Source organism: Streptomyces sp. NPDC101191 (genome assembly GCF_044767915.1).
In the GTDB taxonomy this organism is placed as follows: domain Bacteria; phylum Actinomycetota; class Actinomycetes; order Streptomycetales; family Streptomycetaceae; genus Streptomyces.
Window position 1 is genome coordinate 604,511 of the sequence record NZ_JBIWOU010000002.1, and the last position, 16,042, is coordinate 620,552.

12 protein-coding genes are annotated in these 16,042 nt (G+C 73.4%); 5 read left to right on the forward strand and 7 right to left on the reverse strand.

The genetic code is table 11. The annotated features are described in order from the left end of the window. Window positions 1-9: 9 nt before the first annotated feature. From ACIRQF_RS09815 to ACIRQF_RS09830, 4 genes are read right to left on the reverse strand one after another with little or no spacing between them, the layout of a single operon-like run. Window positions 10-1,191, reverse strand: coding sequence for a thiolase domain-containing protein (locus ACIRQF_RS09815; protein WP_404090439.1), 1,182 nt, complete (start codon window positions 1,189-1,191; stop codon window positions 10-12). Then, complete coding sequence (locus ACIRQF_RS09820) at window positions 1,184-2,257, reverse strand: thiolase domain-containing protein (RefSeq protein WP_376635132.1); 1,074 nt, start codon at window positions 2,255-2,257, stop codon at window positions 1,184-1,186. The genes ACIRQF_RS09815 and ACIRQF_RS09820 overlap by 8 nt, the downstream gene beginning before the upstream one ends. Then, window positions 2,254-3,213, reverse strand: a complete 960-nt coding sequence (locus ACIRQF_RS09825) for a Zn-ribbon domain-containing OB-fold protein (protein ID WP_404090443.1) — start codon at window positions 3,211-3,213, stop codon at window positions 2,254-2,256. The genes ACIRQF_RS09820 and ACIRQF_RS09825 overlap by 4 nt, the downstream gene beginning before the upstream one ends. Window positions 3,214-3,270: 57 nt before the next feature. Next, window positions 3,271-4,083 carry a crotonase/enoyl-CoA hydratase family protein gene (locus tag ACIRQF_RS09830; protein ID WP_404090446.1) on the reverse strand — a complete coding sequence of 271 codons (813 nt, stop codon included), beginning with the start codon at window positions 4,081-4,083 and terminating at the stop codon, window positions 3,271-3,273. 264 nt (window positions 4,084-4,347) lie between these two features. On the opposite strand from ACIRQF_RS09830, the gene ACIRQF_RS09835 reads away from it, so the two are divergent. After that, a complete protein-coding gene (locus tag ACIRQF_RS09835; protein WP_404090449.1) occupies window positions 4,348-5,979 on the forward strand; it encodes an acyl-CoA synthetase in 1,632 nt (543 codons plus the stop codon). A 243-nt stretch (window positions 5,980-6,222) separates the two neighbouring features. On the opposite strand, the gene ACIRQF_RS09840 is transcribed toward ACIRQF_RS09835, so the two are convergent. Next, window positions 6,223-7,569: an alpha/beta fold hydrolase gene (locus ACIRQF_RS09840; protein WP_404090452.1), complete on the reverse strand. Its 1,347-nt coding sequence runs from the start codon at window positions 7,567-7,569 to the stop codon at window positions 6,223-6,225. Between the two features lie 67 nt (window positions 7,570-7,636). Between ACIRQF_RS09840 and ACIRQF_RS09845 the strand changes: the two genes are divergently transcribed. Continuing rightward, window positions 7,637-8,521, forward strand: a complete 885-nt coding sequence (locus ACIRQF_RS09845) for a pentapeptide repeat-containing protein (protein ID WP_404090454.1) — start codon at window positions 7,637-7,639, stop codon at window positions 8,519-8,521. 217 nt (window positions 8,522-8,738) lie between these two features. On the opposite strand, the gene ACIRQF_RS09850 is transcribed toward ACIRQF_RS09845, so the two are convergent. Continuing rightward, window positions 8,739-9,515, reverse strand: a complete 777-nt coding sequence (locus ACIRQF_RS09850) for a GNAT family N-acetyltransferase (protein ID WP_404091752.1) — start codon at window positions 9,513-9,515, stop codon at window positions 8,739-8,741. A 447-nt stretch (window positions 9,516-9,962) separates the two neighbouring features. On the opposite strand from ACIRQF_RS09850, the gene paaK reads away from it, so the two are divergent. Then, complete coding sequence (paaK, locus tag ACIRQF_RS09855; RefSeq protein WP_404090457.1) at window positions 9,963-11,252, forward strand: phenylacetate--CoA ligase PaaK; 1,290 nt, start codon at window positions 9,963-9,965, stop codon at window positions 11,250-11,252. Window positions 11,253-11,292: 40 nt separating this feature from the next. Then, window positions 11,293-11,667, forward strand: a complete 375-nt coding sequence (locus ACIRQF_RS09860) for a VOC family protein (protein WP_376635145.1) — start codon at window positions 11,293-11,295, stop codon at window positions 11,665-11,667. A 66-nt stretch (window positions 11,668-11,733) separates the two neighbouring features. Here the strand turns inward: ACIRQF_RS09860 and ACIRQF_RS09865 are convergent, their stop codons facing one another. Continuing rightward, window positions 11,734-13,248: a fatty acyl-CoA synthetase gene (locus ACIRQF_RS09865; RefSeq protein WP_404090461.1), complete on the reverse strand. Its 1,515-nt coding sequence runs from the start codon at window positions 13,246-13,248 to the stop codon at window positions 11,734-11,736. Window positions 13,249-13,407: 159 nt separating this feature from the next. Between ACIRQF_RS09865 and ACIRQF_RS09870 the strand changes: the two genes are divergently transcribed. Then, window positions 13,408-15,906, forward strand: a complete 2,499-nt coding sequence (locus tag ACIRQF_RS09870) for a penicillin acylase family protein (RefSeq protein ID WP_404090463.1) — start codon at window positions 13,408-13,410, stop codon at window positions 15,904-15,906. Window positions 15,907-16,042 lie beyond the last annotated feature (136 nt).

Here is a 16,042-nt window from a genome sequence, read left to right on the forward strand (position 1 = left end):
CGACAGACCTCAGGCGGTGGGCGGCCGGTCGCCGACGAGCCACATGGAGAAGAACTGCGCGCCCCCTCCGTACGCGTGCCCGAGCGCCGTGCGCGCCCCCTCCACCTGGTGCTCGCCGGCCTGTCCCCGTACCTGAAGGGCCGCCTCCGCGAAGCGGATCATGCCGGAGGCGCCGATGGGATTGGTGGAGAGCACCCCGCCGGACGGGTTCACCGGCAGGTCGCCGCCGATCTCGGTGACGCCCGCCTCGGTCAGCTTCCAGCCCTCGCCCTCCTCCGCGAAGCCGAGGTTCTCCAGCCACATGGGCTCGTACCAGGAGAACGGCACGTACATCTCGACGGCGTCGATCTGCCGGCGCGGATCGGTGATGCCGGCCTGCCGGTAGACGTCGGCGGCGCAGTCGCGTCCGGCCTGCGGGGAGACGAAGTCCTTGCCGGCGAAGAGCGTGGGCTCGCTGCGCATCGCGCCGCCGAGCATCCAGGCCGGCGGGCGGGGCGAACGGGCCGCGCCCGCACGGTCGGTGAGGACCATCGCGCAGGCCCCGTCGGAGGACGGGCAGGTCTCCGAGTAGCGGATCGGGTCCCAGAGCATCGGCGAGGACCGCACCTTCTCCAGGGTGATGTCGTGCTCGTGGAGGTGGGCGTACGGGTTCTTGAGCGCGTTGCGGCGGTCCTTGTAGGCGACGAGGGAGCCGATCGCGTCGGGGGCTCCGGTACGGCGCATGTAGGCGCGCACGTGGGGGGCGAAGAAGCCGCCGGCGCCGGCGAGCAGGGGCTGCTGGAAGGGGATGGGCAGCGACAGGCCCCACATGGCGTTGGACTCGGACTGCTTCTCGAAGGCGAGGGTGAGAACGGTGCGGTGCACCCGGGCGGCGACGAGGTTCGCGGCGACGAGGGCGGTGGAGCCGCCCACCGACCCGGCGGTGTGCACCCGGAGCATCGGCTTGCCGACCGCACCGAGGGCGTCGGCGAGATAGAGCTCCGGCATCATCACGCCCTCGAAGAAGTCGGGGGCCTTGCCGATGACGACGGCGTCGATGTCCGCCCAGCTCAGCTCGGCGTCCTCCAGGGCGCGCTGCGCCGCCTCGCGGACCAGCCCGGCGAGCGAGACGTCGTGGCGGGCGGCGACGTGCTTCGTCTGGCCGATGCCGACGATCGCGACGCACTCCTTCGATGTCACGGCCTTACTCATGCGAGTCCCCTTCCAGGACGGCGACCAGGTTCTGCTGGAGGCAGGGCCCTGAGGTGGCGTGGGCGAGGGCCCGGTCGGAGGCGCCGCGGTGGATGCGGGCGGCGGCCTCGCCGAGCCGGATGAGGCCGGCGGCCATCACGGGATTGGCGGCGAGGGCGCCGCCGGACGGATTGACGCGGACGGCGTCGCCGAGGCCGAGGGCCTTGCGCAGGACGACCTCCTGCGAGGTGAACGGCGCGTGCAGTTCGGCGGTGTCGATGGGCCGGCCGGCGTTCGGGTCGAAGGCCCCGGCGCGCTCGGCGGCGAGGCGGGTGGAGGGTGAGTCCGTGAGGTCGCGCACGCCGAGGGAGTGCGCCTCGATGCGGTGGTCCATGCCGGTGATCCAGGCGGGCCGGGCGCACAACTCGCGTGCCCGGTCGCCCGCGGCGAGGATCACGGCGGCGGCGCCGTCGCCGATGGGCGGGCAGTCTCCGGTGCGGAGGGGGGCGACGAGGTGCTCGCCCTGGGGCCGGGCGCCGGGCAGCTGGGCGTGCGGATTGGCGGCGGCGTCCTGGCGGCTGCGGGCCGCGATGGCGGCGAGCGCGGGTTCGTCGGTGTCGCCCGCGTCGATCAGGGCCTGCGCCTGGAGGGCTGCGAGGGCCACGGAGTCGGGCCACAGGGGGGCGACGTAGTACGGGTCGAGCTGGCGGGTCAGCACGTCGCGTACGGAGCCGGGCGAGGACTTGCCGTAGGAGTACACGAGGGCCGTGTCGGCCTCGCCGGTGAGCAGCTTCACCCACGCCTCGTACAGCGCCCAGGCGCCGTCCATCTCCACGTGGGACTCGGAGATGGGCGGCCAGGCGCCGACGCCGTCGAGGGCCATGGTGAAGGAGAAGGCACGGCCGGCGAGGTAGTCGGAGGAGCCGGAGCAGGTGAAGCCGATGTCGGAGGTCCTGAGGCCGGTCTGCCGCAGCACCTCGTGGAGGACCGGCATCACCATCTCGACCTCGGAGAGGTCGTCGGTGCGGCGCGTGTGGTCGGTCTGGGCGAAGGCGACGATGGCGACATCCCGGCGTGCTGCGGTCACAGGAGCTCCTTGAACGTGTCGTAGTCGGCGTCCGGCTCGCCGCTGGGGCGGTAGTGGTCGGGGTAGCGGCCGCCCTCGCTCCACACGGGCTCGACGCGCAGTCCCATGCGGACCTGGTCGTACGGGATGCCGGCGATCCGGCCGTGCAGGGCGAGCCCGGCGCCGTCGAGGGCGATGTGGGCGTAGACGTACGGGACCTCGATGTCGAGGTTCTTCGCCTTGATGTTCACGATGCAGTAGGTCGTGACGGTGCCGCGCGGGCCCACCTCGACCCGCTCGGTGGTGGCGACCCCGCAGGTGGGGCAGGCGCCGCGGGGCGGCACGTACACCTTGGCGCAGGACGGGCAGCGCTCGCCGACGGTGCGGCGTTCGGCGAGGGAGCGGAGGTAGCCGGTCTGGGCGCGGCCGGGGGTGTAGGTGTAGTCGAGGCGGGCGGCGGCGACGATGCCGGTGACGGGCTCGGCGAAGTCCCCGTCGTGCGGGCGGGGTTCGTGGCGCGCGTCCCGCTCGGCCTCGGCCGGCTCGAAGCAGGCGATGTCGGTGATGGCGCCGTGCCGTTCGGCGGCCCAGCGGATCCGGACGCGCATACCGGTGCGCACGGCCTCGGGCCCGGGGGCGTCGAGGGCGTGCAGCAGGGCGGTGTCGGCCCCGTCGAGGCGGACGAGCACCCAGGCGAAGGGGGATGCGAGGGGTTGCCCGCGGCGGGGTTCGGGATTCCAGGCCCAGGTGGTGACCGTGCCGGTGTCGCCGACCTCGACGAGGTCGCGCAGTTCGGCGGCGGTCTCGGGGTCGTACTCGACGGGCGGCACGAGCACGCGTCCGGCCTCGGTGCGCACGCCGAGCGGGACGCGCTCCCGCAGGCCGGTGAGGAAGGCGGACTGGACGGGTCCGAGGGAGCGGGTGAAGGGGAACTCGACGACGAGCGGGGCGCGCAGGGTTTCGAGGGCGTCGGTCATGCTGGCTCCTGACTGGTGGGCGGGGGCGGATGCGCCTGCGGCGGACCGTTCCGCGGGTCACTCGCGGCGGTAGACCGGCGGGCGCTTCTCGGCGAAGGCCGTCGCGCCTTCCTTGGCGTCCGCGGTGGCGAAGATCGGCCAGCCTCGCTCGAGCTCCGCGGCCAGCCCCTCCTGCTCCGTCATCTCCGCGGTCTCGTAGACGGAGGCCTTGACGGCCTCGACGGCGAGCGGCCCGCAGGCGTTGACGCGCTCCGCGATCTCCAGGGCCGCCTCCAGGGCGGTGCCGTCGGGCACGACCCGGCCGATCAGGCCGATGGCCGCGGCCTCCTCCGCGGTGTACGGACGGCCGGTGAGGAGCATTTCGAGGGCGTGGGTGCGCGGGATCTGGCGGGGCAGCCGGACCGTGGAACCGCCGATCGGGAAGAGGCCGCGCCGGACCTCGAAGAGGCCGAAGGTGGCGGAGGCCCCGGCCACCCGGATGTCGGTGCCCTGGAGGATCTCGGTGCCGCCGGCCACGCAGTGGCCCTCGACGGCGGCGATGACCGGCTTGCGCGGGCGGTGGTGCCGCAGCATGGCCTTCCAGTGCAGGTCGGGGTCGGCGGTCATCCGGTCCCGGTACCGGCCCCCCTCCATCCCCTTCCCGGCGAGCGCCTTGAGGTCCATGCCCGCGCAGAAGGCGCCGCCGGCCCCGGTGAGGACGACCGAGCGGATCGTGTCGTCGGCGTCCGCCGCCAGCCAGCCGTCGTAGAGCCCGACGAGCATCGGCAGCGAGAGCGCGTTCCTGGCCTCGGGCCGGTTCAGGGTGAGGACGAGTGTGGCGCCTTCGCGCCGTATGTCGAGGTGTTCGGTGCCGCCCCGCGCCGGCACCACTGCCGGCTCCGTCGTCGCTGCCGTCTCTGCCGTCTCTGCCGCGTCCGATGCGTCAGCCGCATCCGCCGTGTCTGCCATGTCCGCCGTCTCCCGACTCCCGGCTGCATTTCTGGAACAGGTTGCAGGAGTGGCGGATCCAGTTCAATAGTTTTCTGACACTCAGTCAGATTCTTCTGCGCACCCCCTTCCCACCTCCGCCCGTCGGCGCTCTAATGACCGCCCAGTGACCGACGGGTTCCGTCCGGGCCAGGATCAGGAGGAACGGTGGAGTACAACCTTGCCGACCTGTTCGAATCGGTCGTCGACGTGGTCCCGGACCGCGAGGCGCTGGTGTACGTCGACCACCCCGGCACCGGGGCCGAGCGCCGGCTCACCTACGCCGAACTCGACAGGGCCGCCAACAGGCTCGCCCACCACCTCGTCGACGCGGGCCTCCGCCCCGGCGAGCACCTCGGCCTCCACCTGTACAACGGCATCGAGTACCTGCAGACCGTGCTCGCCTGCCTGAAGGCCCGGCTCGTACCGGTCAACGTCAACTACCGTTACGTGGAAGAGGAGTTGGTCTACCTCTACCGCGACGCCGACCTGGCCGCCCTCGTCTTCGACGCCGAGTTCACCGGGCGGGTCGCGGCGGCGCTGCCGCAGACGGAGAAGCTGCGGCACCTCGTGCGGGTGGGGACCCCGCCCGAGGGCGCGCCCGCTGCGGACTGCGTCGCGTTCACCGACGCCGAGGCGGCGGGCTCGGCGGAGCGCGGCTTCGGGCCGCGCTCGCCCGACGACCTCTTCATCATCTACACCGGCGGCACCACCGGCATGCCGAAGGGCGTGATGTGGCGTCAGGAGGACCTGTTCTTCGCCGGGCTCTTCGGCGGCGACCCGAGCGGCGAGCCGGTCAAGCGCCCGGAGGAACTGGCCGAGCGGGTGGCGGCGGGCGGTGCGGGACTGACTTTCTTCCCCACTCCCCCGCTGATGCACGGCACCTCCACGCTCACCTCGTTCATCGCCTTCAACTACGGCCAGCGGGTCGTGATCCACCGCAAGTACGTGCCCGAGGAGGTCCTGCGCACCATCGAGAAGGAGAAGGTGTCGAGCGTCTCGCTGGTCGGCGACGCGATGCTGCGCCCCCTCGTCGACGCCCTGCACGGACCGCTCAAGGGCACCGACCTCTCGTCGCTGTTCAGCCTCTCCTCGTCCGGGGCGATCATGTCGGACACCGTGCGCGACCAGTTCCGGGCCCTCGCCCCGAACGTGCTGCTGCTCAACAACTTCGGCTCGTCCGAGTCCGGCTCCAACGGGCGGGCCACCGACGACTCCGGCCCCGCCAAGGGCTTCCGCCTGCACGTCAACGAACGCACCCAGGTCGTCGACCCGGCCACCCACGAGCCCGTGGGCGTCGGTGAGATCGGCCGGCTCGCCCAGCGCGGCCACGTGCCGCTCGGCTACTACAACGACCGGGCCAAGACCGCCGAGACCTTCTTCCGCAAGGGCGACGAGCGCTGGGTCCTGCTCGGCGACATGGCCACCGTCGACGAACAGGGCATCGTCACCGTCCTCGGCCGCGGCTCGCAGTGCATCAACACCGGGGGCGAGAAGGTGTACCCCGAGGAGGTCGAGCAGGCGCTCAAGTCGCACCCGGACGTCTACGACGCCCTCGTCGCCGGCGTGCCGGACGCGAAGTGGGGCAGCCACGTGGCGGCCGTCGTCCAACTGCGCGACGGAGCCGCGCCCCTGGACCTGGCGGGGGTGCAGGCCCACTGCCGTACCCGGCTCGCCGGCTACAAGGTGCCGCGCCAGCTCGTGCTCGCCGACTCCATCCAGCGCTCCCCGAGCGGCAAGGCGGACTACCGCTGGGCCCGGTCGGTGGCGGTGGAAGCGGACACGGGGGCGGGGGCCTGACCGGGCGCCGGAGCAGGGGGCGGCCCCGGCGCCGGGGCCGCCCGACCGCGGCCTGAGCCCGGCCGAGGCTGGAGTCCCGCGGCTGAAGGCCGTGCACGGCGAGAGCCCGACCAGGGCTGGTCCCGCCCGGAACCCGGCCGTCGGACCCGGCCGCGCGCCGGAGCCGGGGCCGGGGTCCGGGTTTGGGGCCGGGGTCCGGGGTCCGGGTTTGGGGCCGGGGTCCGGGTCCGCGTCGGCCGACCGTCAGACGCCGAACTTCCGGATGGCGGCGAGGAACTTGGCCGGCCGGTTGGCGTGCACCAGGTGCCCGCCGCCCTTGATCGTCATCAGCAGGCCGTCCTGGACCAGTTCGGCCAGCCGGGCGACCTGGTCCTGGGGAAGATGGCTGGAGGCCCCGCCCCCGACGATCAGGGTGGGGGCGCTGATCTTCCCCAGCTCCTCGCGCCAGGCCGGGTCGGGGGCGTTCAGCTCGGCGTCGGTGGCGCCGACCACCCCCCAGTCCAGCGCGACCGGCTCCGCCGGCGGAGCGGCCGGGCCGCGCGGTGGGTCGAGCGGGACGAACGACGGGGGCTCCTCCAGGACGAGCCGGCCGATCAGGTCGGGCTCCCGCTGGGCCAGCAGACAGGCGGCTCCGGCGCCCATCGAGTGCCCGACGACGGTGACGGCCGTCAGACCGAGCGCCTTGAGGAAGCCGGAGAGCTCGTCACGGAACACCCCGAAGCCGTAGTGTCCGGGCCGGTCGCTCAGCCCGTGACCGCGCAGGTCGAGGGCGTACACCCGGCGGTCGGCGGACAGCTCCGCGGCGATCCCGGCCCAGTCGGTGCCGTCGGCTCCGCGCCCGTGCACCAGGACGACCGGCTCGGCGTCCTCCGGGCCGGTCACCCGGTACGCGAGGCGGACGCCGTCGACGGTGACCGTGCGTACCGCCGGATCGAGGAAGGCGAGGACCTGACGCAGGAACGCTCCGGCGTCGTCGAGCCACGGGAAGTGCCCGGCAGCCGGCTGGACGGCGAGCTCGCCGTGCGGGAAGCAGGCGGCGAGCTCGGCGGCCTCCTCCGGCGTGGGTCCGGGGTCGTGCGCTCCGGCGAGGACGAGGACCGGGGCGGTCAGCTCCCGCAGCGCCCGCCCGGTGTTCTCCGGAGCGAATGCCCCGTGCGCGTCACGGGCCTTCGCCCCGGCCCGGTCCGACCGCTCCGCGGCGACCGCGACGCCGGGCGCCCGGCCGCCGGGGGCGACCAGGACCAGGGACCGGATCCGTTCGGGGTGCGCGGCGGCGTACAGGGTGGCCAGGTCGGCACCGGCGGAGTGCCCCAGCAGGTCGGCCCGGTCGAGGCCGAGGTGGGCGCGGAAGGCCTCGACGTCGGCGACCTGGCGGTCGCAGCGGTGGCTCGCGGGGCCGGCGGGCACGGCGCTGCCGCCGGTGCCGCGTGGTTCCAGCACGAACAGGGTGCGGTGCGCGGCGAGTCCGCCGAGGTCGCCGAGGTGGTCCGCGGCGGGCATGGGGCCGCCGGGGAGGACGAGCAGGGCTTCCCCCACCCCCAGCGTCCGGTAGGAGAGTTCCGTTCCGTCGTACGTCGTGAACCGAGGCATGGTGCCGATCATGAACGCCGGGAACGGGGCGCGGCAACCGAGTTCGCCGACGGCGCGATACGGTGGGATGTCCGCCCCGACCAGCGAAGGAAGCCGCTTCACCGTGTCCGAGACCCGTCCGCCCGTGTCCCCGGCCCAGCTTCCCCAGGTCGAGCTGCGCGGCGACTGCGCGAACTGCTTCGGGCTGTGCTGCGTGGCCCTCCCCTTCGCCAGGTCCGCCGACTTCGCGGTGGACAAGTCCTCGGGCGAGCCCTGCCGGAACCTCCAGGAGGACTTCCGCTGCGGCATCCACACGCGGCTGCGGGACAGCGGCTTCCCGGGCTGCACGGTCTACGACTGCTTCGGCGCCGGTCAGCGGGTCTCCCAGGTCACCTTCGGCGGGGTGTCCTGGAGGGAGGCGCCGGACACCGCCCGGCAGATGTACGAGGTGTTCCCCGTGATGCGCCAGCTGCACGAGTTGCTGCGCTATCTCACCGAGGCCCGGGCGCTGGCCGCGACCCGTCCCGTCCACCGTGACCTCGACCGGGCCCTGGCCCGGGTGACGGAGCTGACCGAGGGCTCGGCGGCCGATCTGGAGAAGCTGGACGTCGCCCCCGTACGGGCCGAGGTCAACCCGCTGCTGCTCAGGAGCAGCACCCTGGTCCGCGCCGCGGCCGGGGGCAGGCCGAAGAACAAGCGGGGCGCCGATCTCATCGGGGCCCGGCTGCGCGGGGCGAAGCTGCGGGGTGCGGATCTGCGCGGGGCGCTGCTCATCGCGGCGGACCTGAGCGGCGCGGACCTGTCGCTCGCCGATCTCATCGGTGCCGACCTTCGGGACGCCGACCTGTCGGGCGCGGATCTGACCGGCGCCCTCTTCCTCACCCAGCCGCAGCTGAACGCGGCCCGCGGCGACGCGGCCACCCGCCTGCCCGAGGGCTTCGAGCGTCCGGCGCACTGGGTTCGCCAGGCGTAGTGACCCCAGCGTTATCGACCCTGCTGAGGGGCCGGTGTCCGCCCTCGGGGCCGGACGCGGCGGGGCGGGTGTCCGCCCTCGGGGCCGGACGCGGCGGGGCGGGTGTCGCCCTCGGGGCCGGCCGCGGCGGGCCCGCACGGTCGGAGAGGCGGACCTGGGCCGTGCCTGCCGGAGCATGCCGGGCCCGCGGTGTCCGCCCGGACCGGAAGGCCATGACCTACAGCTCGTACAGGTACGGCGTGGTCGTCGTGAGCTCGGCGAAGCCCAGGCGGGTGAGGATCGGGCGGCTGGTCGGGGCGGCGTCGACCTGGAGGTAGCGGTAGCCGCGCTCCGCGGCGATCCGGGCGCGGTGCGCGACCAGGGCCCGGTAGAGCCCCCTGCCCCGCCAGGCCTCGACGGTGCCGCCGCCGTACAGCCCCGCGAAGTCGGTGTCCCGCGGCAGGTCGAGGCGGGCCGCGCTGACGGGGACGCCGTCGGCGAGGGCGATGACGGCCGCCACGGTGCCGGGCGCGTCGGCGAGCTGATCGAGGAGGCGACGGCCCAGGTGGGAGCTGTCCGTGCCGAAGGCCCGCTCGTGCACCTCGACCACCATCCGGACGCCGGCCTCGTCGGTGACCGCGCGCAGCTCCACTCCCTCGGGCAGGCCCTCGTGCGACGGCAGGGCGGTCGCCTCGGCCACCATCAGGCTCTCCTCCTCGTCGGCGGTGAACCCGGCGGCGAGGAGGCGTGCGGCGAGGTCGGCCGGCCCGTCGTGACCGTACAGCTTCCATTCGAAGGAGCGGCCGGCCGCACGGAAGTGGCGGATCTGGGCGGCGATGGCCGCGTCGGCGTCGTGCGGGCCGAGGCCGGACCAGAGGATCCCGTTCCAGCCGTGCGCGGGCCCGGTCTGGCGGACGACGAGTCCGTCGCGTTCGACGCGGGCGCCGGGTCCGTCCGGGCGGGCACCCAGGCGGAGCTGGCGGTCGTGGAGGAGGCGCAAGGCGGTGAGGTCCATGGCCGCCACCACAGCATCCGCCATGGGTCCGGCGCCACCGGATTACGGGGCGGCGCGCCTCCGGGACCGTCGGCACGGGCCGGTCGGGGTTCCGGTCTCGTCGCCCCCGCTCACCCCGTGGGCATGCCGCGAACATCGATTCCACCCGAAGGTGTGATCTTCTCCGCGCGCCGCCCGGCTGCGGGAATAACGTCGACGTGGGCGGCCCGGCTGGGGTGCCGGGCCGCCTGTTCAGGCGCCCGCCGCGCTGTCGGGTCCGGCCCCGTCCGGACGTCTCGGACACTTCGCCGATCGCCCGGACGGACGAGTCGAGAAAACCTGGCCCGACCTCTTGCCAAGCCCGGGGTGGGGACGGTTTTACTGACCTCGCGAAGATCTACCGAATGATCGGTCGCCCGTTTTGGCCGGACGGCCCGGCGGTACGGCGTGAGGGCAAGGGAGTGGCGCATGACTGACCTGCTGGACGCGGGCGAGCGGCTCGGCCGCGACGAGCTGGAGGCCCTCCAGCTGGAGCGGCTGCGTGCGACCCTGCGGCACGCCTACGACAACGTGGCGTTCTACCGGCAGTCCTTCTACACGGCGGGAGTGCGGCCGGAGGACTGCCGTACGCTCGCCGACCTGGCCCGTTTCCCCTTCACCGCCAAGACGGACCTGCGCGAGCACTACCCGTTCGGGATGTTCGCCGTGGAGCAGTCGGAGATCCGCCGCATCCACGCCTCCAGCGGCACGACCGGGCGGCCCACCGTCGTCGGCTACACCGAGCGGGACCTCGACACCTGGGCGGACGTGGTCGCCCGCTCGATCCGCGCGGCCGGCGGCCGGCCCGGACACAAGGTGCACGTGGCGTACGGGTACGGGCTGTTCACCGGCGGTCTGGGCGCGCACTACGGGGCCGAGCGGCTCGGCTGCACGGTGATCCCCGCCTCGGGCGGCATGACCGCCCGCCAGGTGCAGCTGATCCAGGACTTCGAGCCCGAGATCATCATGGTGACGCCTTCGTACATGCTGACCCTGCTCGACGAGTTCGAGCGCCAGGGAGTGGACCCGCGCGGCACCTCCCTGAAGGTCGGCATCTTCGGTGCCGAGCCCTGGACGGAGGAGATGCGCCGCGAGATCGAGGAGCGCTTCGCCATCGACGCCGTCGACATATACGGGCTCTCCGAGGTGATGGGCCCGGGCGTGGCGCAGGAGTGCGTGGAGACCAAGGACGGGCTGCACATCTGGGAGGACCACTTCTACCCGGAGATCGTGGACCCGATCACGGGCGAGGTGCTGCCGGACGGGGCGGAGGGCGAGCTGGTCTTCACCTCCCTGACCAAGGAGGCCATGCCGGTGGTGCGCTACCGCACCCGGGACCTGACCCGGCTGCTGCCGGGCACGGCCCGGGTGTTCCGGCGCATGGAGAAGATCACCGGCCGGAGCGACGACATGGTGATCCTGCGCGGGGTGAACCTCTTCCCCACCCAGATCGAGGAGATCGTGCTGCGTACCCCTGCCGTGGCCCCGCACTTCCAGCTCCGGCTGACCCGCGAGGGACGTCTGGACGCCCTGACGGTGCGCGCGGAGGCCCGCCCCGACGCGACGCCCGAGGAGCGCGACGACGCCGCGCGGGCGATCGTGAAGGCGGTCAAGGACGGGATCGGGGTGTCGGTCGCGGTCGAGGTGGTGGACCCGGAGACCCTGGAACGCTCGGTGGGCAAGATCAAGCGGATCGTGGATCTGCGGGACGCGCGCTGAGCACGGTGGCTGCGTAGCCTGGAGGGAGGAGGTGGTTGCGATGCTGGCGGACTCTCCCGTAGCCGCGATCATTCCGGCCAACGATCTGGCCAGGGCGAAGCGCTTCTACACCGAGACCCTGGGCCTGACCTTGACCCGGGAAGCGCCGGAGGACACCAGGCTGGAGTCCGGTGGGACGATCGTGGGTCTCTATGAGACCCCGTACGGCGGCCAGGCCCAGCACACGCTGGCGAGCTTCAAGGTCGACGACCTCGACGCGTCGATGTCGGAGCTCAAGGCGAAGGGCGTGACCTTCGAGGACTACGACCTGCCGGGCCTCAAGACCGTGGACGGCGTGGCCGAGACGGAGAACATGCGAGGGTGCTGGTTCAAGGACAGCGAGGGAAACGTCCTCTGCCTGGTGCAGGATCGCTAGCCGGGTCTTTCCGATCGGGCCGGGATCGCGGTGTCCGGCGCGTGACCCGGCCGGATCGACGCGGCCTCAGGACCGGCGTCCGAAGCGGTCCCGCAGTTCGCGCTTGAGGATTTTTCCGCTGGCGTTGCGGGGCAGCGTCTCGACCAGGAACACCCGCTTCGGGACCTTGAAGGAGGCGAGCTTCTCCCGTGCGTGCGCGAGGAGTTCGGCCTCGGTGACCTCGTGGCGCGGGACGACGAACGCGGTGACGGCCTCGATCCAGCGGTCGTCGGGGAGCCCGACGACCGCGGTCTCGGCGACCGCGGGATGGGTGTAGAGGACGTCCTCGACCTGGCGTGAGGCGACGAGGACGCCCCCGGAGTTGATGACGTCCTTGACCCGGTCGACGACGGTGAAGTACCCCTCGGCGTCGCGGACGGCGAGGTCGCCGGAGCGGAACCAGCCGTCCCGGAAGGCTTCTTCGGTCTCCTCGGGCTTGTCCCAGTAGCCGTTGCACAACTGCGGTGACCGGTAGACGACTTCGCCGGGAGTGCCGTCGGGGACGTCCTTGCCGTCCTCGTCGACGACCCGGGCTTCGACATGGCGGACGGGCCGGCCGCAGGAGTCCATCCGGCCCTCGTGCTCGTCGGGGCCGAGGACGGTGGCGAGGGGGCCGATCTCCGACTGGCCGAAGCAGTTGTAGAAGCGCAGGCCGGGCAGGCGGGCGCGTAGTCCCTCCAGGACCGGGACGGGCATGATCGAGGCGCCGTAGTAGGCCTTGCGGAGGGCGGAGAGGTCGCGGGTGGCGAAATCCGGGTGGTGGGAGAGACCGATCCACACGGTCGGCGGGGCGAACAGACTGTCGCAGCGCCCGGATGCGGCCAGGTCGAACAGGAGCGTGGGGTCGGGTCCGTCGACGATGGTGTTCTCGGCGCCGACCGCGAGGTAGGGCAGCAGGAAGACGTGCATCTGCGCCGAGTGGTACAGCGGCAGCGAGTGCACGGGGCGGTCGTCCTCGTGCAGGTCGAGGGCGTCGATCGCGCTCGCGTACTCGTGGACCAGGGCCCGGTGGGTCATCATCGCGCCCTTCGGCAGGGCGGTGGTGCCCGAGGTGTAGAGCAGTTGCACGAGGTCGCGCGCGTCGCGGTCCGTGTCGTACGGTTCCGGGTCGGCGAGCGCCGCGAGGAACGAGTCCCCGGTGTCGTGCAGGGCCCGTACGGGGAGGTCGGCGGGGACGTGGTCGGCGAGCGCCGGATCCGCGAGGACCAGTGAACTGCCTGACTGGCGCAGGATGTAGTCGAGATCGTCGCCGGTCAGGTGGTGGTTCACCGGGACGTGCACGAGGCCTGCGCGGGAGCAGGCGAGGAATGCGATCAGGTAGGCGTCGGAGTTGTGCGCGTAGGTCGCGACCCGGGCGTGCTCCTGCAGCCCCCACCGTTCCCGCAGGACGGCGGCGGCGGTGGAGACGGCGGCGTCCAGCTCGGCATAGGTCCAGGCGCGGTCCCCGTAGCGGACGGCGATCCGGCCGGGTACGCGCTGGGCGCTCGCGCGCAGGACACCGTCGACGGTACGGGTGAGCAGGCTGCCTGGTCCTCGGTCCATGGCTGACGATCCTCCGCGCGGCGGGGCGGCTCGGTCAAGTACCCGGCCGGGGTCGCGCGTCCCGGGTGCGGCGGATACCGAACGGGATGTTGACAGAGCAAGCGCTTGGCTGCCTGGATGGCCCAACCCGCATTCCTCGTATGCTCGTTGGGAGTCACCTTGCACTTCCGCACCTCGTTCCCGGTCCGGTGGAAACGGCTCGCGCTGGTCGGCGCGGCTCTCGCCACCGTCACCGCCTCGCTGCCCGCCGCCGCCGTCGCGGACCAGGGCGACCGCGCCCATCACCCCTCGGACCGGGGGCTCTCGGCTGTCATCCGGTACACCGAGTACGGCATTCCGCACATCGTCGCCGAGGACTACGCGGACCTCGGCTTCGGCACCGGCTGGGCGCAGGCCGCGGACCAGGTGTGCGTCCTCGCCGACGGCTTCCTCACCGTGAACGGGGAGCGGTCCCGGTGGTTCGGCGCCGCCGCCGCACCGGACGGCTCCCTGTCGTCGGCGACGAAGAACCTCTCCAGCGACCTGTTCTTCCGCGGGGTGAAGGAGGCCGGGACGGTCGAGGCGCTGCTCGCCACCCCCGCCCCGGCCGGGCCGAGCCGGCAGGCGAAGGAGCTGATGCGCGGCTGGGCGGCCGGCTACAACGCCTGGCTGCGGAAGAACCGCGTCACCGACCCGGCCTGTGCGGGCGCCGACTGGGTCCGCCCGGTCACCGCCCTTGACGTGGCGCGGCGCGGGTGGGCGGTCTCCGTCCTCGGCGGCCAGGGCCGGGCCGTGGACGGCATCACGGCGGCCCGGCCGCCGGCCGCCACCGCCGCCCCCGCCGCGCCGTCCGCGCCGTCCGCGTCCGGACAGCACTCGGCCCCGGGTGCCGCCGTCCCGGCCGTGGGGGGACCTTCGGTTCAGGGGCCGTCCTTCTCGGCCCCGGAAGTCCCCGACCCGCGCCGAACGGCCGAGGCGGCCCGTGAGCTCTTCGGCGCCGAGAACGCGACCATGGGCTCCAACGCCGTCGCCTTCCAGGGCGCCACCACCGCGAACGGCCGGGGACTGCTGCTCGGCAATCCGCACTACCCCTGGCAGGGCGGCCGCCGCTTCTGGCAGTCCCAGCAGACCATCCCCGGCGAGCTCAACGTCTCCGGGGCCTCCCTGCTCGGCACCACCGTCGTCAACATCGGTTTCAACGACAAGGTCGCCTGGAGCCACACCGTCGCGACCGGCGTCCCGGTCAATCTGCACCAGCTCGCGCTCGATCCGGCCGACCCCACCGCGTACCTCGTGGACGGCAAGGCGGAGCGGATGACCCCGCGCACGGTCACGGTCACGGTCAAGGACGGCGCCCCGGTCAGCGGTACGCAGTGGTGGACCCGGTACGGACCGGTCGTGACCGGCCTCGGCGCGTCCCTGCCGCTGCCGTGGACGGCGACCACGGCCTTCGCGCTCAACGACCCGAACGCCGCCAACCTGCGGGCCTCCGACACCGCCCTCGGCTTCGCGAAGTCGCGCTCCACCCGGGACATGGCGGCCGCGCTGGCCCGCACCCAGGGCCTCCCGTGGGTGAACACCGTCGCCGCCGACGCGGCCGGGCACACCCTCTTCACCCAGGCCCAGGTGCTCCCGCGGATCACCGACGAGCTGGCCGGCCGCTGCTCCACCCCGCTCGGCCGGGCCACCTATCCGGCCGCCGGGATCGCGGTGCTCGACGGCTCGCGCGGCGACTGCGCGCTCGGCTCGGACCCGGACGCGGTACAGCCGGGGGTCTTCGGTCCCGCGCGGATGCCGGTCCTGCGGGACGCGCCGTACGTGGAGAACTCCAACGACAGCGCCTGGCTGGCCAACGCCGAGCGGCCGGTCACCGGCTACGAGCGCGTCTTCGGCACCATCGGCACCCCGCGCTCGCTGCGCACCCGAGGCGGCGTCGAGGACGTGGCGGCGATGGCCGGGCGCGGCGGCCTGACCGTGGCCGATCTGCAGCACCAGCAGTTCGCCGACCGGGTGCCGGCCGGCGACCTCGCGGCCGCCGACACGGCGAAGGCGTGCGCGAGCGTGCTCGCCGACGACCCGGAGGCCTGCCGGGTGATCGGCGGCTGGGACCGGACGGTGAGGACGGACAGCCGGGGCGCGCTGCTCTTCGACCGCTTCTGGCGGAGGTTCACCGCCTCGGCACCGCTCGCCGAACAGTGGAAGGTGCCGTTCTCGCCCGCCGACCCGGTGCGTACGCCGCACACCCTGAACACGGACTCCCCCGCCTTCGCCAAGGCCCTGAAGGAGGCGGTGGGCGAGCTGCGGGCGGCAGGGATCGCGCTCGACGCGCCGCTCGGGCAGCACCAGTTCGTGGTGCGGAACGGGGCCCGCATCCCGGTGAGCGGCGGTACGGAGGCGCTGGGTGTCTGGAACAAGGCGGAGCCCGTGTGGAATCCAGCGGGCGGCGGCTACACCGAGGTCGCGCACGGCACGAGTCACGTCCAGGCGGTGGGCTGGGACGGTGGCCGGTGCCCGGTGGCCCGGACGCTCCTGACGTACTCCCAGTCCTCGGACCCCGGCTCGGCGCACTACAGCGACCAGACGCGGCTGTTCTCGGGCGAGCGCTGGGTGACCTCCCGCTTCTGCGAGAAGGACATCCTGCGCTCGCCCGGCCTGCGGATCGTGCTCGTCAGGGGCTGAGCCGGGTCAGGAGCGGAGGCCCCTCAGGGGCCGGGCTCCGTCAGGGGCCGGGCTCCGTCAGGGGCCGGGCTCCGTCAGGGGCCGGGCTCCGTCAGGGGCCGGGCTCCGTCAGGGGCCGGGCTCCGTCAGGGGCCGG